At 68.5% G+C, this 22,738-nt stretch carries 17 protein-coding genes; 14 read left to right on the forward strand and 3 right to left on the reverse strand.

Annotated elements, in window-relative coordinates:
- Positions 1–2: 2 nt before the first annotated feature.
- The 7 genes from argH to WDLP6_RS20165 all read left to right on the forward strand — a co-directional run bounded on the left by argH (position 3) and on the right by WDLP6_RS20165 (position 6,998).
- Positions 3–1,400, forward strand: coding sequence for an argininosuccinate lyase (gene argH / locus WDLP6_RS20135; protein ID WP_162593784.1), 1,398 nt, complete (start codon positions 3–5; stop codon positions 1,398–1,400).
- 129 nt (positions 1,401–1,529) lie between these two features.
- Positions 1,530–2,378 carry a glycosyltransferase family 2 protein gene (locus WDLP6_RS20140; RefSeq protein ID WP_162593785.1) on the forward strand — a complete coding sequence of 283 codons (849 nt, stop codon included), beginning with the start codon at positions 1,530–1,532 and terminating at the stop codon, positions 2,376–2,378.
- A 23-nt stretch (positions 2,379–2,401) separates the two neighbouring features.
- Positions 2,402–3,373: a UDP-glucuronic acid decarboxylase family protein gene (locus WDLP6_RS20145; RefSeq protein WP_162568908.1), complete on the forward strand. Its 972-nt coding sequence runs from the start codon at positions 2,402–2,404 to the stop codon at positions 3,371–3,373.
- 7 nt (positions 3,374–3,380) lie between these two features.
- Positions 3,381–4,754: a UDP-glucose dehydrogenase family protein gene (locus tag WDLP6_RS20150; RefSeq protein WP_162593786.1), complete on the forward strand. Its 1,374-nt coding sequence runs from the start codon at positions 3,381–3,383 to the stop codon at positions 4,752–4,754.
- A gap of 174 nt (positions 4,755–4,928) precedes the next feature.
- Positions 4,929–5,504: an RNA polymerase sigma factor gene (locus WDLP6_RS20155; RefSeq protein WP_174259886.1), complete on the forward strand. Its 576-nt coding sequence runs from the start codon at positions 4,929–4,931 to the stop codon at positions 5,502–5,504.
- Between the two features lie 7 nt (positions 5,505–5,511).
- Entirely contained in the window at positions 5,512–6,261 is a 750-nt protein-coding gene (locus WDLP6_RS20160) for an anti-sigma factor (protein ID WP_162593787.1), read from the forward strand.
- Between the two features lie 2 nt (positions 6,262–6,263).
- Positions 6,264–6,998, forward strand: a complete 735-nt coding sequence (locus WDLP6_RS20165; protein WP_162593788.1) for an SGNH/GDSL hydrolase family protein — start codon at positions 6,264–6,266, stop codon at positions 6,996–6,998.
- A 6-nt stretch (positions 6,999–7,004) separates the two neighbouring features.
- Here WDLP6_RS20165 and opgC read toward each other — a convergent pair whose 3' ends face one another.
- Both opgC and WDLP6_RS20175 read right to left on the reverse strand, forming a co-directional pair.
- Entirely contained in the window at positions 7,005–8,117 is a 1,113-nt protein-coding gene (gene opgC / locus WDLP6_RS20170; RefSeq protein ID WP_162593789.1) for an OpgC domain-containing protein, read from the reverse strand.
- Positions 8,118–8,154: 37 nt separating this feature from the next.
- Positions 8,155–9,396, reverse strand: coding sequence for a glycosyltransferase family 4 protein (locus WDLP6_RS20175; protein WP_162593790.1), 1,242 nt, complete (start codon positions 9,394–9,396; stop codon positions 8,155–8,157).
- 104 nt (positions 9,397–9,500) lie between these two features.
- Here WDLP6_RS20175 and WDLP6_RS20180 point away from each other — a divergent pair, with 104 nt between their 5' ends.
- The 6 genes from WDLP6_RS20180 (at position 9,501) to WDLP6_RS20205 (ending at position 20,133) form a co-directional block, all read left to right on the forward strand.
- Positions 9,501–15,476: an MG2 domain-containing protein gene (locus tag WDLP6_RS20180; protein ID WP_162595172.1), complete on the forward strand. Its 5,976-nt coding sequence runs from the start codon at positions 9,501–9,503 to the stop codon at positions 15,474–15,476.
- Positions 15,477–15,514: 38 nt separating this feature from the next.
- Positions 15,515–15,898, forward strand: coding sequence for a RidA family protein (locus tag WDLP6_RS20185; RefSeq protein WP_162593791.1), 384 nt, complete (start codon positions 15,515–15,517; stop codon positions 15,896–15,898).
- Positions 15,899–15,999: 101 nt separating this feature from the next.
- Positions 16,000–18,690 carry a helix-turn-helix transcriptional regulator gene (locus WDLP6_RS20190; protein ID WP_162593792.1) on the forward strand — a complete coding sequence of 897 codons (2,691 nt, stop codon included), beginning with the start codon at positions 16,000–16,002 and terminating at the stop codon, positions 18,688–18,690.
- A 51-nt stretch (positions 18,691–18,741) separates the two neighbouring features.
- Positions 18,742–19,035 (forward strand): DUF2277 domain-containing protein, encoded by a 294-nt coding sequence (locus WDLP6_RS20195; RefSeq protein ID WP_162593793.1) that lies wholly within the window; start codon positions 18,742–18,744, stop codon positions 19,033–19,035.
- A 4-nt stretch (positions 19,036–19,039) separates the two neighbouring features.
- On the forward strand, positions 19,040–19,444 hold the full coding sequence (locus tag WDLP6_RS20200; protein ID WP_162593794.1) for a PaaI family thioesterase: 405 nt from the start codon (positions 19,040–19,042) through the stop codon (positions 19,442–19,444).
- A gap of 62 nt (positions 19,445–19,506) precedes the next feature.
- A complete protein-coding gene (locus WDLP6_RS20205) occupies positions 19,507–20,133 on the forward strand; it encodes a LysE family translocator (RefSeq protein WP_162593795.1) in 627 nt (208 codons plus the stop codon).
- A gap of 6 nt (positions 20,134–20,139) precedes the next feature.
- Here WDLP6_RS20205 and WDLP6_RS20210 read toward each other — a convergent pair whose 3' ends face one another.
- On the reverse strand, positions 20,140–20,343 hold the full coding sequence (locus WDLP6_RS20210) for a thrombospondin type 3 repeat-containing protein (protein ID WP_162568931.1): 204 nt from the start codon (positions 20,341–20,343) through the stop codon (positions 20,140–20,142).
- Positions 20,344–20,479: 136 nt separating this feature from the next.
- On the opposite strand from WDLP6_RS20210, the gene pbpC reads away from it, so the two are divergent.
- Positions 20,480–22,714 carry a penicillin-binding protein 1C gene (pbpC, locus tag WDLP6_RS20215; RefSeq protein ID WP_162593796.1) on the forward strand — a complete coding sequence of 745 codons (2,235 nt, stop codon included), beginning with the start codon at positions 20,480–20,482 and terminating at the stop codon, positions 22,712–22,714.
- Positions 22,715–22,738: the final 24 nt, after the last annotated feature.

Here is a 22,738-nt window from a genome sequence, read left to right on the forward strand (position 1 = left end):
CCATGACCCAAAACCAACTCGACAAGAAATCCGAAGCCTGGTCCGCCCTGTTCTCCGAGCCGATGAGCGACCTGGTCAAGCGCTACACCGCCAGCGTCTTCTTCGACAAGCGGCTGTGGCAGGCTGACATCGAGGGTTCTCTGGCGCATGCAGGCATGCTGGCAGCCCAGGGCATCATCGGCACGCAGGACCACGCCGCGATCGAACGCGGGATGACGCAGATTCGCGAAGAGATCGAAGCCGGCCGCTTCGACTGGAAGCTCGACCTGGAAGACGTGCACCTGAACATCGAGGCGCGCCTCACGCAGCTGATCGGCGATGCCGGCAAGCGGCTGCACACCGGCCGCAGCCGCAACGACCAGGTCGCCACCGACGTGCGCCTGTGGTTGCGCGGCGAGATCGACCTCATCGGCGGTCTGCTGACCGACCTGCAGAAGGCGCTGATCGAGATCGCCGAGAAGAACGTCCAGGTGATCCTGCCGGGCTTCACCCATCTGCAGGTGGCGCAGCCCGTGAGCTTCGGCCACCACATGCTGGCCTACGTCGAAATGTTCGCGCGCGATGCCGAGCGCATGGCCGACGTGCGCAAGCGCGTGAACCGTCTGCCGCTCGGCGCCGCCGCGCTGGCCGGCACCAGCTACCCGCTCGACCGCGAGGCGGTCGCCCGCACGCTCGGCATGGACGAGGTGTGCCAGAACAGCCTCGACGCCGTCAGCGACCGCGACTTCGCGATCGAATTCACCGCCGCCGCCTCGCTGGCCATGGTGCACATCAGCCGGCTCAGCGAGGAGTTGGTCCTGTGGATGAGCCAGGCCTTCGGCTTCATCGACATCGCCGACCGCTTCTGCACGGGCAGCTCGATCATGCCGCAGAAGAAGAACCCGGACGTACCCGAACTCGCGCGCGGCAAGACCGGCCGCGTGGTCGGCCACCTGATGGCGCTGATCACACTCATGAAAGGCCAGCCGCTGGCCTACAACAAGGACAACCAGGAAGACAAGGAGCCGTTGTTCGACACCGTCGACACGCTCAAGGACACGCTGCGCATCTTTGCCGAGATGGTCGGCGGCATCACCGTCAAGCCCGAGACCATGGAAAAAGCCGCGCTGCGCGGCTATGCCACCGCGACCGACCTGGCCGACTATCTGGTCAAGAAGGGCCTGCCCTTTCGCGACGCGCACGAAACGGTGGCCCATGCCGTGAAGGCCGCCATTTCCCACCAGGTGGACTTGTCGGAATTGCCGCTGGCCGTGCTGCAGACCTTCCATCCGAAGATCGAGAAAGATGTCTACGACGTGCTGAGCCTGCGCGGCTCGCTCAATGCCCGCAACATCCTCGGCGGCACCGCGCCGGCGCAGGTTCGGCAACAAATCCTGCGACATCGTGCACGATTGGACTGATGCATCCGGGTTTACCCCCGAAGTTTGTTCCCAAATGTAAGAATGTAGTGCTAAAGTTTGGCATTCATTGGCAGACCACGCGACGGTGAACGTACCGTCCCACGGCGTCTGCCATCCGCTCCGAATGCCATGGAACATCCCAGCTGCGTCGTCGTCCTTCTCACTTTCAATTCCGCGTCGATCATCCGGGAGACCGTGGGCGCAGCGAAGAAGGTCAGCCCGCACGTGTTCGCGGTCGATTCGCACTCCCTGGACGGCACGCCCGCCATCCTCGAAGAACTGGGCTGCACTGTCGTGCAGCGGCCCTTCGTCAACTACAGCGACCAGCGCAACTGGGCGATCGCGCAGGTCGAGAAGTCCTACCCCTGGCAGTTGCACCTGGACGCCGACGAGGTGCTGGACGCCCAGGCGGTCGAGGAGATCGGGGCCCTGCTGGCCGGCACGCCGCGCTTCGACGCCTACATCCTGCGCCGGCGCGACTATTTCATGGGCAAGATGCTGCGCCACAGTGGCGTCAATCCCTGGCATCTGAGGCTCTTCCGATCGGGCCAGGGGCGCTGCGAAGCGAGGCTCTACGACCAGCACTTCATCAGCCCTGCAAGGCCGGGCCGCATCGACGGCTTCATGCATGACAAGAATTCGGCGCAGCTCAGCGACTGGATCGCGAGCCACAATCGCTGGAGCGATGCCGAAGCCAAGGAGAAGCTCGGGCCCAGCGCCTTGCCGGACGACGTCCTGAAGCCGCGCCTCACGGGCGATGCCCGCGAGCGCACGCGCTTCATCAAGGAGGTCTACTACAAGCTGCCGATCGGCCTGCGCGCGCTCAGCTATTTCGTCTACCGCTACTTCTTTCGGCTTGGCTTTCTGGACGGCAAGGAAGGCTTCTATTTCGCGTTTTTTCAGGCATTGTGGTTTCGCATGCTGATCGACGCGAAGATGTACGAACAGCGCAGCGCGAACGCGCAGCGCCCTCACTGACTTTTTACGGAGTGACCACACCCATGCGGCAATACAACGCATCCAAGCGAATGCTCGTCACCGGCGGCGCCGGTTTCCTCGGCAGCCATCTGTGCGACCGGCTGATCGAGCAGGGGCACGACGTCCTGTGCGTCGACAACTTCTTCACCGGCACCAAGCACAACGTCGAGCACCTGCTCGACCATCCGCGCTTCGAGCTGATGCGTCACGACGTGACTTTTCCGCTCTACGTGGAAGTGGACGAGATCTTCAACCTCGCCTGCCCGGCTTCGCCGGTCCACTACCAGCACGACCCGGTGCAGACCACCAAGACCAGCGTGCACGGCGCCATCAACATGCTCGGCCTGGCCAAGCGGGTGCGGGCCAAGATCCTTCAGGCCTCCACCAGCGAGGTCTACGGCGATCCCGAGATCCATCCGCAGGTCGAGGCCTACTGGGGCCGCGTCAATCCGATCGGCATCCGCAGCTGCTACGACGAGGGCAAGCGCTGCGCCGAGACGCTGTTCTTCGACTACCACCGCCAGCACAAGCTGCGCATCAAGGTGGTTCGCATCTTCAACACCTTCGGACCGCGCATGCACCTGAACGACGGCCGCGTGGTGTCGAACTTCATCGTGCAGGCGCTCAAGGGCCAGGACATCACCATCTACGGCGACGGCCAGCAGACGCGCAGCTTCTGCTACGTCGACGACCTGGTCGAGGCCATGCTGCGCATGATGGCCACCGGCGACGAGGTGCCGGGCCCGATCAACATCGGCAATCCCGGCGAGTTCTCGATGCTGGAGCTGGCCAACAAGGTGATCGAGATCACCGGCTCCAAGAGCAAGCTGGTGCGCATGCCGCTGCCGGCGGACGACCCCAAGCAGCGGCGCCCCGACATCTCGATGGCGCAGAAGGAGCTCGGCGGCTGGGCCCCGCGCACCCAGCTCGACGAAGGGCTCAAGAAGACCATCGCCTACTTCGACCAGATCCTGTCGGAACCCAAGACCGCCTGACGCTCCCATGAACATCACCATCATCGGCACCGGCTATGTCGGGCTTGTCACCGGCGCATGCCTGGCGGACATCGGCAACAACGTGTTCTGCCTCGACCTCGACGCGCGCAAGATCGCGACCCTCAACGAGGGCGGCATCCCGATCTACGAGCCCGGCCTCGAGGACGTCGTCGAATCGAACGCGGCGGCCAAACGGCTGACCTTCTCCACCGACGTCGAAGCCGCCGTCGCCCACGGCGACATCCAGTTCATCGCCGTCGGCACGCCGCCCGACGAGGACGGCAGCGCCGACCTGAAATACGTGCTCGCCGCGGCGCGCAGCATCGGCCGGACCATGGAAAGCTTCAAGGTCGTGGTCGACAAGTCGACCGTGCCGGTGGGCACCGCCGAACGCGTCACCGCAGCGATCCAGGAAGAGCTCGACAAGCGCGGGCGTTCCGACCTGCGCTTCTCGGTCGTGAGCAATCCCGAATTCCTCAAGGAAGGTGCGGCGGTCGAGGACTTCATGCGCCCGGACCGCATCGTCATCGGCTACACCGACGACGAGCCCGGCCGCGAGGCGCTGGCCGCGATGCGCAGGCTCTACGCGCCCTTCAACCGCAACCACGAGCGCACGCGCGTGATGGACGTGAAGTCCGCCGAGTTCGCGAAGTACGCGGCCAACGCGATGCTGGCCACCCGCATCAGCTTCATGAACGAGCTGGCCAACCTCGCCGACCGCGTCGGCGCCGACATCGAGGCGGTGCGCCAGGGCATCGGCTCCGATCCGCGCATTGGCTACAGCTTTCTCTATGCCGGCACGGGCTACGGCGGCAGCTGCTTTCCGAAGGACATCCAGGCATTGACGCGCACCGCGCGCGACCACGGGCAGGCGCTGCGCGTGCTCGAGTCGGTCGAAGCGGTCAACGACGAGCAGAAACGCGTGCTCACCAACAAGGTGCTGACACGCTTCGGCAACGATCTCACCGGCCGCACCTTCGCGCTCTGGGGCCTGGCCTTCAAGCCGAACACCGACGACATGCGCGAGGCGCCCAGCCGCGTGGTGCTCGACGTGCTGGTGCGTGCGGGCGCCCGCGTGGTGGCGCACGACCCGATCGCGGTCGAGGAGACGAAGCGCGTGCTGCAACTCGACTTCGCCGATGCACCGGCGCTGCTCGACCGCATCAGCTTCGTCGCCGGCAAGGATCCGATGGAAGCGCTCGCCGGTGCCGATGCGCTGATCATCGTCACCGAGTGGAAGGCCTACCGCAGCCCGAACCTCGAGCGCCTCAAGTCGCTGATGAAGTCGCCCGTGATTTTCGACGGGCGCAATCTCTATGAGCCCGCCACCATGAAGGAAGCGGGCGTTGTCTACCAGGGCATCGGGCGCAACAGCGTCTGAACGCCGGCCGCAGCGCACCGCGAACCGCCGGGTATCCACTCGGCGCTTTCGAATTGCGGCCTCATACAGGCTTACGCAGAGACGCGGCCTTCGGATTCAGGACCCCAGCCTTGAATCCGACGGGGTGCCGGGACCGTACCGCTAACATGCCGATCGATGTCCGACAATCCACGCATGAGTGCACCCAGTCCCGACGCCGAACTGATGGCGCTGATCGATCGCGTTGGCCATCGAGACGAAGCGGCCCTTCGCCTGCTCTACGACCGCACTTCCCCCAAGCTCTTCGGCCTCGCCATGCGCGTCGTGCGGCAGCGCGAGTGGGCCGAGGACGTGCTGCAGGAATCCTTCCTGACCATCTGGCGCGTGGCCGGCGACTACCGCGCCTCGCTCAGCCCGCCGCTGGCCTGGCTGGGCCTGATCGTGCGCAGCCGATCGCTCGACCTGCTGCGTCGGCGCACGGCCGACCGGGCGCAGCTCACGCAGGAATTCGACGACGTGATGGCCGAGACTTTCGAATCGGATGCGACCAATCCGATGGACAGCGCCGATGCGAGCGAACAGGCCTGGGCGCTGCACCAGTGCCTGAGCCAGCTCGAGGGACGTCAGCGCGAGGTCGTGAGCCTGGCCTATCTGCGCGACCTCAGCCACAGCGAACTGGCGCAGCAGCTCAAGCTGCCGCTGGGCACCGTCAAGACCTGGATCCGGCGCGGCCTGGAGAAGCTGCGCACCTGCATGCAGCGATTCGCGTGAGGACCGCATGAACCTGTCCGCCCATCCCCGACTGCTCGAACTGCTGGCCGCCAGCCATGCGCTCGGCACGCTGCGCGGCGGCGCGCGGCGCCGCTTCGAATCCATCGCCCGCGAGCAGGCGCCCGTGCGCGCGGCCGCGCTGGTGTGGCAGGGCCGGCTCGCCAGCATGACCGAGATGCAGCCGACCGTGGTGCCCGATGCCGCCGTCTGGGTGCGCATCCGCAACCTGATCGAGGCCGAGCAACAGCAGCAGGCGCTCTCGCGCCAGCGCGAAACGCCGGCGCCGCAGCGCGCTGAGGGCGGCTGGCTGCGCAGCCTTGCGCTCTGGCGCGGCGCGGCAGCGGCGGGCGCGCTCGCGACCGTCGCGGCCGTGGTGGTCGGCGTCAACCTGAGCGAGCAGCTGCGCCATGCGCCGGCCGTGCAGTACGTGGCCGTGCTGTCGGACGACAAGGCCGCCGCCTCGATGCTCGTGACCTTCGACCCCAAGAACCGCCAGCTGGTGCTGCAGCGCGTCGGCAGCTACCAGGAAGGCAGCGACAAGTCGTTGCAGCTCTGGGCGCTGCCGCCCGGCGGCGCGCCGCGCTCGCTCGGCGTGTTGAGCCATGAACAGGCCCTCAAACTCAAGGCCACGGAAGCCGACGTGCGTGCCGTGCCGGCGCTGGCGGTGAGCCTCGAGCCGCGCGGCGGCGTGCCCAGCGAACGCGGTCCGACCGGGCCGGTGCTCTTCAAGGGCCCGCTGATCGAGAAGACGCTCTGACGATGAAGACCGCGATCCGTCTGGCCGCGCTGGCGCTGACGCTGCTGGGGGCGTTCGCGTCGCAGGCGCAGACCGCGACCGACGCGCCTCCCTCGCCCGCGTACCTCGCAGCCCAGACCCGCTGGCAGGGCGAGCTCGCCGCCTTCGCGCGCGCCGACCAGAAGAGCCCGCCCGGCAGGAACGGCGTGCTGTTCGTCGGCAGCTCCACCATCCGGTTCTGGACCCACGTGGCGCAGGACTTCAGCCGGCAGCCGGTGGTCATCAACCGTGGCTTCGGCGGCTCCACCATGGCCGACTGCAGCCTGTTCGCGCACGAGCTCGTGGTGCGCTACCAGCCGCGCGAGGTGCTGGTGTACGCCGGCGACAACGACCTCGCCGAAGGCCGCACGCCGATGCAGGTGCTCGAAAGCTTCGCCAGTTTCGCCAACACCGTGCGCACGGAACTGCCGGACACGCGCATCGCCTTCATCTCGGTCAAGCCCAGCCCTTCGCGCGAGAAGCTGATGCCGCAGATCCGCGAGACCAACCACATCATCGAGGCCTACCTGAGCCGCCTGCCCAACAGCGAGTACATCGACGTCTTCACGCCGATGCTCGACGCCGACGGCCGGCTGCGGCCCGAGCTCTTTCGCAGCGACATGCTGCACCTCAACGACGACGGCTACCGGCTCTGGCAATCGGTCATCGGGCCGCATCTGCCGCCGCCCGCGATGCAGGCCGATGCCGCGGCACGGTAGTGGCCCTCAGGCCCTGCTCCGCCCTTCCCACCAGAGCGTGGCCCGCGCGACGCCATAGAGCCACGTGAACACCGCGCCCAGCAGCAGCACGTCGCCCCACCAGGGCCGCACCGTCTGGCTGTCGCCGTAGAAGGCCAGCACCGACAGCACCGCCACCAGGTGCGCGCAGAACACCGGCAGCGACGCCGAGCCCATCGCTTCGAGCCAGCGCAGGCGCGGGATGCGCTGCACGAAGCCCGGCCCGAAGCGGACCACCAGGATACCGAGTGCCACCAGGTTGACGATGCGCAGCGGACCGAGCTGCCACTTGTCGAACAGCAGGTTGCGCTGCACGTCGCCGCCGAACGGTGCCTGGCCATTGATGCCGTGATGGCGCCAGCAGATGCCGTAGACGGCCACGGCCATGGCCAGCGCCAGCAGCCAGCGCGGGAACCGGAACGGCCGTGCGTCGGGCGCGTTGCGGCTCGCGCCCATCCACAGCCCGACGAACCAAAGGAACTGCCACGCGAAGGCATTGAACGCGCCCATCTCGTGGAACGGCACCGGCAGGCCCAGCCAGCGCGCGGCGAGTTCGTAGAGCCACTCGCTCAGGCCGAACTGCGCCAGTCCCCACAGCGTCGCGCTCGCCACCATCACGCCGGTCCAGCCATGGCGCAGCGCGAAGGCCAGCACCCACGGGCTCATCAGCATGAAGAAGATGTACATCGGCAGGATGTCGAGCAGCGCCGGCTCGTAGACCAGCAGCAGCGAGTAGACGAAGGCCTTGTGCGGTTGCGCGAGGTAGTACGACAGCAGATTCTTCACCGCCGGCTGGTCGATGTGCAGTCCGACCGCCGTGATGATCGTGAACAGGAACAGCAGCGTCGCCGCCTGGCACAGGTAGATCTTGAGTGCCCGCCGCCAGAAGGCGCGGCGCATCGCGTCGACGCCTTCGCGATAGGCGCGCCGGCTGTAGACCAGCCCGGCCATGAAGGCCGACAGCAGCACGAAGCCTTCGGCCGCCGAGACGAAGCCGATGGGCTGCCCCATCGGATCGGTCAGGCGGCTGGGCAGATGGGTGAGCGTCATCAGCACGAGCATGAGCCCGCGCAATGCATCGATTTCCCAGTAGCGCTTCATCGACCCCTGCGCGTCGGACAGTGATGCGGTTCGGCGGTCAGGCGAGTTGACGAATGGCATCGACCACGACATCGCCGTAGTGCTTCCAGGTGTAGGTGGCGGCGTGCTGCACGGCGGCCTCCCGCATCGCCGGCAGCGCCTGCCGGTTCTGATTGAACCAGGCCAGCTTTTCGGCGATGGCCTCGGGCGCGCGGATCGGCACCAGGAAGCCGGTGCGGCCGTCGATCACCAGATCGTCGCCGCCCGTGTTGGGCGTGATGACCACCGGCAGCCCTTGGCTCATGGCCTCCTGCATCACCAGCGCGCGGCCTTCATAGAGCGAAGGCAGGCAGAAGACATCGCAGCTGCGCATGAGCGCCAGCACCTCGGCATGCGGCCGGCCTCCTTCGTGCGTGAAGCCGTCGTACTGGCGCCGGTAGAAGGCCAGGTCGGTCTGCGGCGCACCCATGACGATCAGCTCGATGTTCTCGCCCTTGAGCAGGCGCATGGCCGCGAACAGGTCGGCCAGCCCTTTGCGCTGGCCCATCGAGCCGACGAACAGCACCCGCAGCGCCCGCGCGGGATCGTCCGGCGGCCGCGCTGCGCCGCCGCGCGACACCGGCGAACCGAAGGGCGACAGAACCCACGCCTTCTGCGACGCCCAGGCCGGCAGCGAATCGGCCACGAAGCGGCTGGGCACCACCACCAGGTCGGCCAGTTCCAGCTCCTGCGTCTTGCGGTCCAGCTTGGCCTGCGAGTCGGCGATGCCGCCGCCCAGCGTCTCGGCCCATTCGGGCACGCGCTGCATTTCCTCCTGCATCAGCCGGCGGCCCGTTTCCCAATAGGAGATCGGCAGGTCGTAGACGCGCTTCAGGCCCAGTGCCTTGGCCGCCCGGAAGGTGTCGAGCGCGGCGTCCTCGTAGGTATAGACGGCGCCCAGCCGATGCCGGCGGTGCAGCCCGGGCAGCGACTTCGCGACGAAGCGATCGAAGTCGCGGATCACGCCGTCGATCGAGGCGAAGCCTTCCTCGTGCCGCAGCCAGTGGTTCCAGCCGGCCTTGCCGCAGACCGCGCGCGCGACTTCGCGCCACGGATGCTGCAGGATCTTTTCCGGCGGCAGGTCGAACTGCCGCCGCTGGAGCTCCCGGCGAAGCCCGCCCGGCAGCAGCTTCGCCGCCAGGCCGTGCGGCGAGGCGGCGAGCGTGGTCGCGAACCGGGCCAGCATGTCCGCCCTGTCCAGGGCGTCGAGCATCGCGCGGACGTTCTGGTTGCCCGCGGGATGGCTGAACAGGAGTTTCATACCGATCGATCATAGTGGAGCGATCCTGCGCATCAGGGGCCTTGGCGTCGAGTTGCGCTACGCTGCGAGCCCGAAGGAGAAGACTGTTGAAAACAAGAACGACGATGCGTGCGCTGGCCACTGCCGTGCTGACCCTGGCCGCCCTCGGCGCCCATGCGCTGCAGATCACCAGCCTCACGCCGCAGGGCGAAGTCGCCCGCGTGCGGCAGGTGGTCGCCAAGTTCGACCAGGCCGCCGTCAGCTTCGGCGACCCGAAGGCGCCGGCACCGCTGGCCGTGAGCTGCAGCGACGCACAGGCCGGCAAGGGCAACGGCCGCTGGACCGCCGACCGGCAATGGGTCTTCGACTTCGAGGATGACCTGCCGCCCGGCGTGCGCTGCACCGTCACGCGGGTCGCCGCCTTCAAGTCGGCCTCGGGCTCCGACCTGAGCGGCCCCGAGCGCTACCAGTTCAGCACCGGCGGCCCCTTCATCCGCAGCTGGCAGCCGAGCTACGGCAAGATCGACGAGCAGCAGCTCTTCATGCTGCAGCTCAATGGTCCGGCCACGCTCGACAGCGTGCGCGACAACGTGTGGTGCGCGGCCGAGGGCATCGGCGAGCGCATTCCTGTGCGGCTCATCGAGGGCGAGCAGCGCGCGGCATTGCTCAAGTCCCTGGGCCTGGACAAGCAGGCCGAGAAGGCGCCGCTGCGCTTCGTCACGCTGCAATGCAACCGCACGCTGACGCCGGCCAGCCGCGTGCAGCTGGTCTACGGCAAGGGCGTGGCCACGCCCTCGGGCGTGCCCAACACCATCGAGCGGCGGCTCAAGTTCGAGGTGCGCGAGCCCTTCGCCGTGTCCTTCACCTGCGAGCGCGAGAACGCGCAGTCCGCCTGCCTGCCGCTCAAGCCGCTGGTGCTGCGGTTCAACGCGCCGGTGTCGCGCAAGCTGGCCGCGGCGATCACACTCAAGGGCGGCGACAAGCTCTTCAAACCCAAATTCGACGACGACGGCAACGCGCCGCCCGACGACGACGCAGTGGTCGATTCGGTGAGCTTCCCGCCGCCCTTCGCGGAACAAGGGCAGTTCAGCATCGAGCTGCCGCCGAAGTTCCAGGACGCATCGGGCCGCGCGCTGGCCGCACCCGACAGCTTCCCGATGAAGGTCGCCACCGGCGCGATGCCGCCGCTGGCCAAGTTCGCGGCCTCGCCCTTCGGCGTGGTCGAGCGCCTGGCCGAACCCGGCGGCGTGGCGCTGATGCCGGTCACGGTGCGGCGTGTCGAGACCGCGCTGCAGGTGCAGGCGCTGACGCCGGGCAAAGTCAGCGACATGAATCCGAAGACCGACGCCGAGATCATCGCGTGGTTCCGCAAGGTGCGCCGCTACGACAGCAACACCACGATCTCGCGCAAGGAGGCGGCGCGCGACGTCAAGGCCGCGCTGCCGAAGGTGATCGACAAGGACGATGCCGACGACATCCAGACCCGCATGGTGTCGCTGCTCGGCGGCCAGGGCGGCGTCAGGACGCTGGACATGCCCAAGTCCGAGAGCGGCGACCCGCGCCCCTTCGAGGTGATCGGCATCCCGCTCACGCCCGGCTTCCACGTGCTCGAGATCGCGTCGCAGAAACTCGGCGATGCGCTGCTCGATGATCGTTATGGCAGCGGCCGCACGATGTACGTGCGCACCACCGCGCTCGCGACCAACCTCGCAGTGCATTTCAAGCTCGGTCGCGAGAACGCGGTGGCCTGGGTCACGACGCTGGACAAGGGCCAGGTGGTCGCCAATGCCGCCGTGCGCGTGTCGAGCTGCGACGGCAAGCAGGTGGCCACCGGCACGACCGATGCGCGCGGGCTGGTCGAGCTCGCCGGCATCTCGCCCAATGCGCCGGGCTGCCCTGGTGCAGCCGACGAAGATGCCGACGACAGCGGTGGCGGCGCCTACTTCGTGAGCGCCCGCGCCAAGGACGCCGAGGGCGTGAACGACCTGGCCTTCACCTGGAGCGACTGGCAGCGCGGCATCGAGCCCTGGCGCTTCAACGTGCCGACCAGCCTGCAGCCCGAGCCCGACCGCATCGCGCACACCATCTTCGACCGCACGCTGCTGCGCGCCGGCGAGACAGTGTCGATGAAGCACCTGATCCGCACCCAGACCCGCACCGGCTTCGGCCTGCCCGACACGTTGCCCGAGACGCTGGTCATCACGCACGTCGGCAGCGGCCAGCAATACACCCAGCCGATCAAGTGGCGCAAGACCGCGACCGGCGGCGAGAGCGGCGAGAACACTTTCGCGATCCCGCCGGCTGCCAAGCTCGGCGTCTACCAGGTCGAGCTGCGCAACGGCAAGAACGGCGCTGACGCCGATGCCGGCGAAGGCGGACAGCGCAGCTACGCCACCGGCGAGTTCCGCGTGGAGGAGTTCCGGCTGCCCGTGCTCGAAGGCCGCATCACGCCGAGCGACAAGAAGCCGCTGGTGGCCGCCACGACACTGCCGGCCGATGTGCAGGTCAACTACGTGGCCGGCGGCGGCGCGGCCAACCTGCCGGTGCGTGTCTCGGCGATGGTGCGCGGCAAGAGCCTCGCCTTCGCCGACTTCGATGCCTTCAGCTTCTCGCCGCCGACCAAGGATGGCACCGTCGCCACCGACACCGGCGATGCGCCCGCCGTCGGCGATGACGCGCGCGTCATCGCCGACAAGCTGCCGCTCACGCTCGACCGCAACGGCGCCGGCAAGCTCAGCATCGACAAGATCCCGCTCGCCAAGGCGACGCCGCGCGAGCTGCTGCTCGAAGCCACCTACGCCGACCCGAACGGCGAGGTGCAGACGCTGAGCAGCGTGCAGACGCTGTGGCCGGCCTCGGTGATCGCGGGCGTGAAGACCGAAGGCTGGGTCTCCACCAGCCAGAAGCTCAGGTTCCAGGCGCTGGCGCTCGACCTGTCGGGCAAGCCGCAGGAAGGCGTGACGCTCAACGTGCGCGCCGTCGCCCGCATCACCACCACCAGCCGCAAGCGCATGGTGGGCGGCTTCTACACCTACGACAACAAGACCGACGTCAAGGACATCGGCACCATCTGCAGTGGCAAGAGCGACGCGCGCGGCCTGCTGCTGTGCGAGGCCGAACTCAAGGAGGCGGGCGAGGTCGAACTGATCGCCAGCGCCACGGACAAGGACGGCCGCGACAGCCGCGCCGCGAGTTCAGTCTACGTGACGAAGCAGGGCGAACTCTGGTTCGGCGGCGAGGACCATGACCGCATCGACGTGCTGCCCGAGAAGAAGAACTACCAGCCCGGCGAGACCGCCAAGTTCCAGGTGCGCAGCCCGTTCCGCTTCTCGACCGCGCTGGTGTCGGTCGAGCGCGAGGGCGTGATCGAAACCCACGTGGTGCAGCTCGACGGCAAGGACCCGACCGTCACGCTGCAGGTGAAGCCCGAGTGGGGGCCGAACGCCTACGTGAGCGTGCTCGCGCTGCGCGGGCGGCTGCGCGAGGTGCCGTGGTACAGCTTCTTCACCTGGGGCTACAAGGCGCCGCGCGAATGGTGGACCGCCTTCTGGTACGAGGGCAAGGAGTACGTCGCGCCGACCGCGCTGGTCGATCTCAGCAAACCGGCCTTCCGGCTCGGCCTCGCCGAGATCCGCGTCGGCACGCAGGCGCACCTGATCGACGTCAAGGTGACGAGCGACAAGCCCAGCTATCCGGTGCGCGGCAAGGCGCAGATCACCATCTCGGCCAGGCTGCCCGGCGGCAAGCCGGCCGCAGGCGCCGAAGTGGCGCTGGCCGCGGTCGACCAGGCGCTGCTGGAGCTGATGCCCAACGACAGCTGGAACCTGCTCGATGCGATGCTGCAGCGGCGCAGCTGGGGCGTGAGCACCTCGACCGCGCAGATGGAGATCGTCGGCCGTCGCCACTACGGCCGCAAGGCCGTGCCGGCGGGCGGCGGCGGGGGCAAGGCCCAGACGCGCGAGTTGCTCGACACCCTGCTGCTGTGGAACCCCGCAGTGGTGCTCGATGCGAACGGCCAGGCCACCGTGACCGTGCCGCTCAACGACGCGCTGACCACTTTCAGGATCGTCGCCGTGGCCGATGCAGGCACCGGCCTCTTCGGCACCGGCCAGACCTCGATCCAGGCCACGCAGGACCTGCAGATCGTCAGCGGCCTGCCGCCGCTGGTGCGCGAGGACGACCAGTTCCGCGCCCAGATCACGCTGCGCAACACGACGCAGAAGCCGATGAAGGTCGAGGCCGCGCCGCGCGCGACGCTGCTCACGCTGGCGCCGCAAACGGTCGACATCCCGGCCGGCGAAGCGCGCGAGCTCGCATGGACGGTGACCGCGCCCGCGCAGCTCGCGCAGACGCGCGCCGAAGCCATCCTGTGGGAGATCGAGGCCCACGACACGCTCGGCGGCGCGCGCGATGCGCTGAAGGTGCGCCAGCGCATCGTGCCGGCCGTGCCGCTGACCGTGCAGCAGGCCACGCTGGTGCAGCTCGACGGGCCGTTCACGCTCGACGTCGCGCCGCCCGCCGATGCACTGCCCGGGCGCGGCGGCCTCAAGCTCTCGCTGCAGCCGCGGCTGGCCGAAGGGCTGACCGGCGTGCGCGACTGGTTCGCCAACTATCCCTACATCTGCCTGGAGCAGAAGACCAGCAAGTCAGTCGGGCTGCGCGACGGCAAGGCCTGGCAGCAGGTGGTCGCGCAGTTGCCGAGCTACCTCGACGGCGACGGCCTGGCCAGCTACTTCCCGCCGCGCGACGGCGAGGCCAACCGCGGCAGCGACACGCTGACCGCCTACGTGCTCGCGGCCACCAACGAAGCCGCGGCGCTCGACCCCGCCTTCGCGCTGCCCGACGACGTGGTGACGCCGATGACCGAGGGCCTGATCGCCTTCGTCGAGGGCAAGATTCAGCGCGACTTCTGGAGCCCGCGCAAGGACCTCGATGTGCGCAAGCTCGCCGCGCTCGAAGCGCTGTCGCGCTATGGCAAGGCGCAAGGCCGCATGACCGGCAGCATCACCATCGCGCCCAACCAATGGCCGACCAGTGCGGTGATCGACTGGCTCAACATCCTCAAGCGCGTGACGGACGTGCCGCAGCGCCAGCAGCGCATGGACGAGGCGAACAACGTGCTGAAGGCGCGCCTGAGCTACCAGGGCACCAAGCTGATCTTCAGCACCGAGCAGGACGACTACTGGTGGTGGCTGATGGTCAACGGCGACGTCAACACCGCGCGCCTGCTGCTCGCGGTGATGGACGACCCGGCCTGGAAGGACGATACGGCCAAGCTGGTCAACGGCTTCATCGGCCGCCAGCAGAACGGCGCCTGGCACACCACCACCGCCAACCTGTGGGGCGGGCTCGCGCTGGAGAAGTTCTCCAAGCAATTCGAGAGCGCGCCGGTCGCCGGCATCACCGCAGCGACCCTCGGCGCGGCCAAGGCGCAGGTCGACTGGCGCAAGGTCGAGCGCATCAAGACCGGCGACGCGGGTGGCGCACCGAACCAGACCACCTTCTTCGGTGCACCGGCCTCGCCCGGCAACCTGCGCAACAACAGCATGTTCCTTCCGTGGCCCGCGGGCGCGGCGCACGACACGCTGCTGGTGACGCAAAGCGGCAGCGGAAAGCCCTGGCTCACGCTGCAGTCGATCGCCGCGGTGCAGCTCAAGGCGCCGTTCGCGGCGGGCTATGCGATCAAGAAGACCGTCACGCCGGTCGAGCAGGCCGTGAAGGGCATCTACACGCGCGGCGACGTGCTGCGCGTGACGCTGGAGATCAATGCCAGCGCCGACATGACCTGGGTCGCGGTGACCGACCCGATCCCCGGCGGCGCGACCATCCTCGGCGGCGGCCTCGGTCGCGACTCGCAGATCGCGACCCAGGGCGAGAAGAAGACGGGCGCCGGCTGGGCCGCCTTCGAGGAGCGCAGCTTCGAGGCCTTCCGCAGCTACTACGAGTACCTGCCCAAGGGCGTGGTGAAGATGGAGTACACGGTGCGCCTCAACAACGTCGGCGACTTCGCGCTGCCGCCGAGCCGCGTCGAGGCGCTGTATGCGCCGGAGATGTTCGGCGAGGCGCCGAACGAGCGTATCAAGGTGGAGGCGGTGAAATAGACCAGCGGCACGCGCCGCATCACGATGAAGGAAATCCCATGACCCGCAGATTCATCAGCTCCGGCTCGACCTTCGAAGCCGAGATCGGCTATTCGCGCGCCGTCGTCGACGGCGACTGGGTCTTCGTCTCCGGCACCACCGGCTTCGACTACGCGACCATGTCGATTGCCGACGACGTCGTCGCGCAGGCCGAGCAGTGCCTGAAGAACATCGAGTCCGCTTTGCGGCAGGCCGACGCCAGCCTGGCGGACGTGGTGCGCGTGACCTACGTGCTGCCCGACGGGGCCGCGTTCGCGTCCTGCTGGCCGGTGCTGCGCCGCTACTTCGGCGAGGTGCGGCCGGCCGCGATGATGATTTCCGCCGGCCTCGCGGATCCGCGCATGAAGATCGAGATCGAAGTCACGGCGCGCAAGCGTTCCTGAACTTGGCGCCGGCACGCGATGGGGTGTGCCGGCGAATCCAGCGTAGGATATTTCCCGCGCGATGTTTTCAGCGCAAGCGCCAGTTCGTCGAATGCCCATGCATGCCAAACGAGACCTCCATTTCCTTCGCCCAGACCAAGGTCCAGCCGCCGCGCTTTCGTGCCGGCCTGGTCGAGCGCAGTGGCCTTGAGGAACGCCTCGGCGCGGCGCTGCTGAGCCGTCGCCTGGTGCTGTTGATCGCAGCGGCGGGCTACGGCAAGACGGTGGCACTGTCGCGCCAGCTGCTGAACCTGCCGCCCGGCTGCGCGACCGCTTGGATCACGGCGGACGAGCAGGACGACTTGCCGCGACTGCTGGCCTGCCTGACGGAGGCGCTCGAAGCGCACGACCCGCCGTGGCGCGTCGCGACCCAGAGCCTCGTCGAGCAGGTGTCCAAAGCGCGGGAACTGCACGCGGTCGTCGCCGAATTGACGAACGCATTCGCCGCCATGCAGGTCGATCACGGCGTCATCGCCTTCGACGACATGCACCTGGTCGCCGACCCCAGGGTGTTCGAGTTCCTGCAACTGCTGATCGAACGCGCGCCGACGAACTGGAGTTTCGCGATCGCCTCGCGGATCGCTCCGCCGTTGTCGCTGGCGCGTCTTCGGGTGCATCACGAACTGGCCGAGTTCGGGGCCTCGGATCTGAGCTTCAGCCTGCAGGAGATTCGCAGCCTCTGCAACGCCGCCGGCCAGCACCATGACGACCAGTCGGCCGAGAGCCTGCTCGAGCGCACGCAGGGATGGGTGGCCGGGTTGTGCCTCACGCTGGATGTCCTGAGCCGCGCCGGCACGCCGACGGCCGGCCGGCGCCTGAGCCAGAGGCATCAGTTCGACTATCTGGCCAGCGAAGTGTTCGGGAGCATGTCCGAATCATGGCGCGACTTCCTCATGCGCTGCTCGGTGCTCCCGGAACTCACGGCCACGCGCTGCGCGAGGGTCAGCGGCAACGCGAATTCGGCCCGCATGCTCGAGGAGATCGAGCAACGCGGCATGTTCGTCTCGGTGCTCGATGGCGAAGAGCTGACGCTGCGCATGCATGATCTGTTCCGCGATTTCCTCGACGATCGCCTGCGCCGTGAACATGCCGAAGAGATTCCGGAACTGCTGCTGCGCGCTGCACAAGACGAACCGGATCCGATGCGCAAGACCGACATGCTGCTGCGTGCCGGCGCCTGGCGCGAGGCCGAGGAACTGCTCTGCGAGGTGGCGCCGATCCTGTTGGCACAGGGCGACAGCGGCCGGATCGCCGGCCTGATGGAGCGCTTTCCGGCCGACGCGCGCGCGCGCTCACCGCGTCTGGCCTATGTGCGCGGCGTGGTGGCCTGGAGCGAAATCGATATCGCGAGCACGAAGCACATGGGCGAGGCGGCCGCGGGTTTCGAGCGCGAAGGCGACCTGCGGCGCATGCGGCGTGCGCTCGCGCACCAAGCGCATGCCAACGCCACGTTGCGACCCCATGTCGCGACATCCGAGGCCATCGCCGCAGCGCTGGACCACGAGGACGCCGACCCGGACCTCGAAACGGAACTGGCGAAGGCCAGCCACCTGCACTGGAGGGCGGTCCTCAACGGGCCGCAGAGTGCAGTCCACCAGCACCTGGCGCGCTTGACCGAACTGCTGGAAAGCGGCGCCCCGCCCGCACTCTGGTTCAGCTTCTTCCCTTGGGTGCACTTCCACTTCGGGATACCGGGGGCGCGCGCGCTGGCCATGCGTCTGGTCTCGGGTGCGCTGGCCGCGGCGGGGGACGGGTATTTCCCGCTGCAATTGCAGGCCCGAAGCGCCGAAGCGTATCTCTTCTTCTGGCAAGGACGCGTGGACGAAGCCCAGGAGCGGATACGGCAATTGCAGCTGGACGAGCAATGGGCCGGCCGGCCGGCGCAGTCGCGTTTCGGCTCGTGGAGCCTGCTGGGCGTCGCAGGCATGGTGACCGGCGATCGCACAGTCCTGCAGGATTCACGAGGCAAGTCGACAGAATTCTTCCGGCGGTTGACCACGCTCGAATACGGCACGCTGGGCGTCACCGGCATCACGCTGTGCAACATGGAAATGGTCGCGGGCGCTCTCGCGGGATTGACTCAGCACCCCAATCTGAGCTTCTCCTACTGGGGCATTTTCCCGGCTCTGTTCGAGGCCAGGCTCGCTTTGCACGACCAGCGCGATGAAGATGCGCTCGCGCTCCTGCGCGAATGCGTCAAGACCTCCAGCGATCGCGATCGCTTCGGCTTCGACGCGCTGGTGCGCGTCTTTCTGGCCATCGCCGAGATGCGCACCGGTTCGGCGACGGCCGCATGGCGCGCGGTCGAGCCGCTGGTGGGGAAGATCCGGAGTTCCGGTGAGGTGCTCGGCGTGCTGTTCTGCGGACCGGCCGCCCTCGCCGAGCTGGCCCGTTTCCCATGGCCCGGCGAAGTGCCGCGCGAAGGACTCGCCGAGCTGCAGCATTGGGCGCAGCGCTCGCAGGCGCTGCAGGTCGGTGCGCATCCCGCCGAGGCGACCCCGCCGGCGGCGTCGCTCGACACCCCGCTGAGCGCGCGCGAGTTCGAGGTGCTGACGCACATCGCCGCGGGCGACAGCAACAAGCTGATCGCGCGCGCACTGGACCTCAGCCCGCACACCGTCAAGCGCCACGTGGCGCGCATTCTCGATCGCCTGGACCTGGCCTCGCGCGGCGAGGCCGCGGCCTGGTACCACCGGCGCCTGGCGAAGGGCGCGTCCGAGCCGAACCGAGGTCCGCGCGGCATCGCAAAATAGATGAAACCTCGCGCTGCCGTCGGGCCGACGGCGGCCCTCCATGGAGCGACGATGTGTAGAAATATCAAGACCCTCTTCAATTTCGAGCCGCCCGCCACCGACGACGAGGTGCGCGCCGCCTCGCTGCAGTTCGTTCGCAAGCTCAGCGGCTTCACGGCGCCCTCCAAGGCCAACCAGGCGGCCTTCGATCGCGCGGTGGCCGAGGTGGCCGCCAGCGCGCGCACGCTGATCGAATCGCTGGTCACCACCGCCGATCCGCGCGACCGCGAGATCGAGGCGGTGCGGGCGAAGGCCCGGTCGGCTGCGCGTTTCGCCGCCCCGTACAAAGTCATCTCGCCGGACTGACGCCATGCCCTCGATCGAAGAAATGCAACGGGCTCTCGAACCCTTGTTCCCCGGACTCATGGGCGTGCGCCTGCTGGCGCTCGAACCCGAACGCGTGCTGGCCGAAATGCCGGTGCGCGCCGCGCTCTGCACCGCCGGCGGCATCCTGCACGGCGGCGCCTACATGGCTTTCGCCGACACGCTCGGTGCGGTCGGCACGATCATCAATCTGGCCGCGGGCAAACGCACCACCACCACCGACTCCAGCACCAAGTTCATCGGCGGCGCGCGCATCGACACCACGGTGACGGGCGAATCGATCGCGCTGCACCGCGGCCGCACGACGATGGTGTGGCAGACCAGCATCCGGACGGCCGAAGGCAAGCTGTGCGCGGTCGTCACGCAGACGCAGCTCGTGATGGAGGCCTGAGCGCAACGACGATGCGGCCCGCCGCCGCGTTGTAATCTCCGTCATCCCAAGGAGTGCCTCCCATGCCTGTTGAACTCTGGCTCGCTTTCGTCGCCGCCTCGGCCGTGCTGCTGATCATCCCCGGCCCGACCATCCTGACGGTCATCAGCTATTCCATGGCGCACGGCCGGCGCGCCAACGTGCCGCTGGTCGCGGCCGTCGCGCTCGGCGATTCGACCGCGCTGGTGGTGTCGCTGCTCGGCCTGGGCGCGCTGCTGGCCAGCTCGGCGTTCTGGTTCATGGTCATCAAGTGGATCGGCGGCCTGTACCTGCTGTACCTCGGCATCAAGCTGCTGCGTGCCGGCGTCTCGACGGCCGAACTGGCCGCGCCCGCCGCACCCCGCTCGCGCTGGCGGCTGTTCGCCAACACCTACCTGGTGACGGCCCTCAATCCCAAGGGCATCGTGTTCTTCGTCGCCTTCCTGCCGCAGTTCATCGACCCGCACAGCGAAGTCACGCACCAGCTCTGGGTACTGGCGCTGACCTTCGTCGCGATGGCGACGATCAATGCGACGCTCTATGCGGTGTTTGCCGGCTCGGCACGCAAGCTGCTCGCGTCGCCGCGCGCGCAGAAGCGCTTCCACCTGGCCGGCGGCTCGCTGCTGTCCGCGGCCGGCGTCTGGGCGCTGCTGGCCAAGCGCCCGGGCTGAGGCGCTTCAATTGCGATTCGGATTGTTGGGCGCGCGGTCGTAGCGATTGGGCACGCCATCGTTGTCGCGATCGCGGTCGGAGCGGTTCGGAACGCCGTCGCGATCGCGGTCGCCATAGGCCCGCGGCGGCGGGCGGCCGTTGTCGTAGGGCACGGCGATACAACCGGCGAGCGTGGCGGACGCGATGAGCAATGCGGCGAGTGTTTTCATGAGATCTCCTGTTTCCTGAAAGACCCCAAAGTGCCCCGCCGCCGCGCAGGGAAGGCCGGGACGGACGCCCGTCTGCGGGTAGGCCTCGTTCTCGTCTTGCGGCGCCCGGACGACCGGGCTGTGGCAAGCTAGCGAGGTGCCGCGCCTTCGCTCCATCCGCCCTCTTCTCCTGGTCATCGCGCTGGCCGGCACGCTGGCGCGCTCCGCCTGGGCGCTCGCCAGCTTCGATGAGGTGCGGCGCGACTTCCATCCTTCGGACACGCGGGTGCTGGACCGCGATGGCGCGCTGTTGCAGCGCATGCGCACCGACGCCAGCGCGCGGCGCGGCCAATGGGTGGCGCTGGCCGACATCTCGCCGGCCCTGCGCACGGCGATGGTGTTGAGCGAGGACAAGCGCTTCTACGAACACAGTGGCGTCGACTGGCGCGCCGTGTCCGCGGCGGCCTGGGGCAATCTGTGGGCCACGCGCACGCGCGGCGCCTCGACCATCACCATGCAACTCGCCGGCCTGCTCGACGACGACCTGCGGCGTGGCAGCGGCGGACGCAATCTGGCGCAGAAGCTGGGCCAGACGATGGCGGCGCAAAGGCTGGAGCTGAACTGGCGCAAGGACCAGATCCTCGAGGCCTACCTCAACATCGTGCCGTTCCGCGGCGAGATCGTCGGCATCGACGCGCTCTCGCGCACGCTGTTCGGCAAGGCGCCGCACGGACTCGACGTGCGCGAGGCCGCGGTGGCGGCGGCGCTGGTGCGGGCACCCAACGCCAGTGCGGCGCGCGTGGCACAGCGCGCCTGCGAGGTGATGCGCGCGATGGAAGCGCCGCAGAAGACGGACTGCGAAGCGCTCGACATGTTCGCGAGCGCCGCGCTGCAGCGGCGCGACTTCGATGCGAGCGAGGGGATCGCGCCGCATCTGGCGCGGCATGTGTTGAGGGAAGTTGCGCGCAATCAGGAGGCTGCGGCCCTCACCCCAGCCCTCTCCCAAAGGGAGAGCGAGCAAGCCGGGATCCGCACCACTCTGCGCGCGCCGCTGCAGCGCTTCGCACTCGGCACGCTGCAGCGGCATCTGCGCGAGCTGCGCGGACGCCATGTCGAGGACGGCGCGCTGGTGGTGCTCGACAACGCGAGCGGCGAGGTGCTCGCCTGGGTCGGCTCCTCGGGCGCGCTCAGCCGCGCGGCCGAGGTCGATGGCGTGCTCGCGCAGCGGCAGCCGGGCTCGACGCTCAAGCCGCTGCTGTACGCGCAGGCGATCGCCGAGCGTCGGCTCACGGCGGCCTCGCTGCTCGACGACTCGTCGGCGCAGATCAACACGGCCGGCGGGCTCTACATTCCGCAGAACTACGACCACCAGTTCAAGGGCTATGTGTCGGTGCGCACGGCACTGGCCGCCTCGCTGAACGTACCGGCGGTGCGCACGCTGGTGATGGTGTCGCCCGAAGCCTTCGCACGGCAGCTGCGTGCCGCGGGGCTGGCGCTGCCGCAGAGCGGGGACTACTACGGCTACAGCCTGGCGCTCGGCAGCGCGGAAGTGTCGCTGCTGGGGCTGACCAATGCGTACCGGACGTTGGCGAACGGGGGGCGGTATGGGGAGACGCGGTTCCTGCCGGTATCGCCACCCCCACCCCGGTCCTCTTCCGCCAGCGGGAGAGGGAGCGAACGGCGCGCGCTCGATGAGCGCGCGAGCTTCATCATTGGCGACATCCTCAGCGACGGCAATGCACGCGCGCGGACCTTCGGCTTCGACAGCGTGCTCGGCACCCGCTTCTGGACGGCGGTGAAGACCGGCACCAGCAAGGACATGCGCGACAACTGGGCCGTCGGCTGGTCCCAGCGCTACACCGTCGGTGTGTGGGTCGGCAATGCGAGCGGCGCGCCGATGTGGGACGTGAGCGGCACCAGCGGCGCCGCGCCGGTGTGGGCCGAGGTGATGGGATTCCTGCACCGCGATCTGCCGAGCCGCGCGCCGGCGCCGCCCGCAGGCCTGGTGCAGACGCACGTGCGCTTCGGCAACGAGCTCGAGGCGGCGCGCAGCGAATGGTTCGTCGCTGGCACCCAGCAGGCCCTGTTCACGCTCCCGCCCGCGGCCTCCGCGGCCGACTCGGCGGCGCGCATCACCGCACCCTCGGACGGCACCATCATCGCGCTCGACCCCGACATTCCCCCCGAGCACCAGCGCGTGCGTTTCGAGGCCGAGGGACGCGGCCTCCGGTGGCGCATGGACGGCCGGCCCTTCGCACGCGGCGCCAGCGCGCAGTGGCTGCCCTGGCCGGGCCGGCATGTCGTGGAACTGCTCGATGCCGACGGCCAGGTGGCCGATCGGGTGCGGCTCGAAGTGCGCGGCGCCGGCGTCGTGAAAAGCACCAAACGCTGACGCGCGCTGCGGATTGCCGCACAA

This window comes from Variovorax sp. PBL-E5 (genome assembly GCF_901827185.1).
Lineage (GTDB): Bacteria > Pseudomonadota > Gammaproteobacteria > Burkholderiales > Burkholderiaceae_C > Variovorax.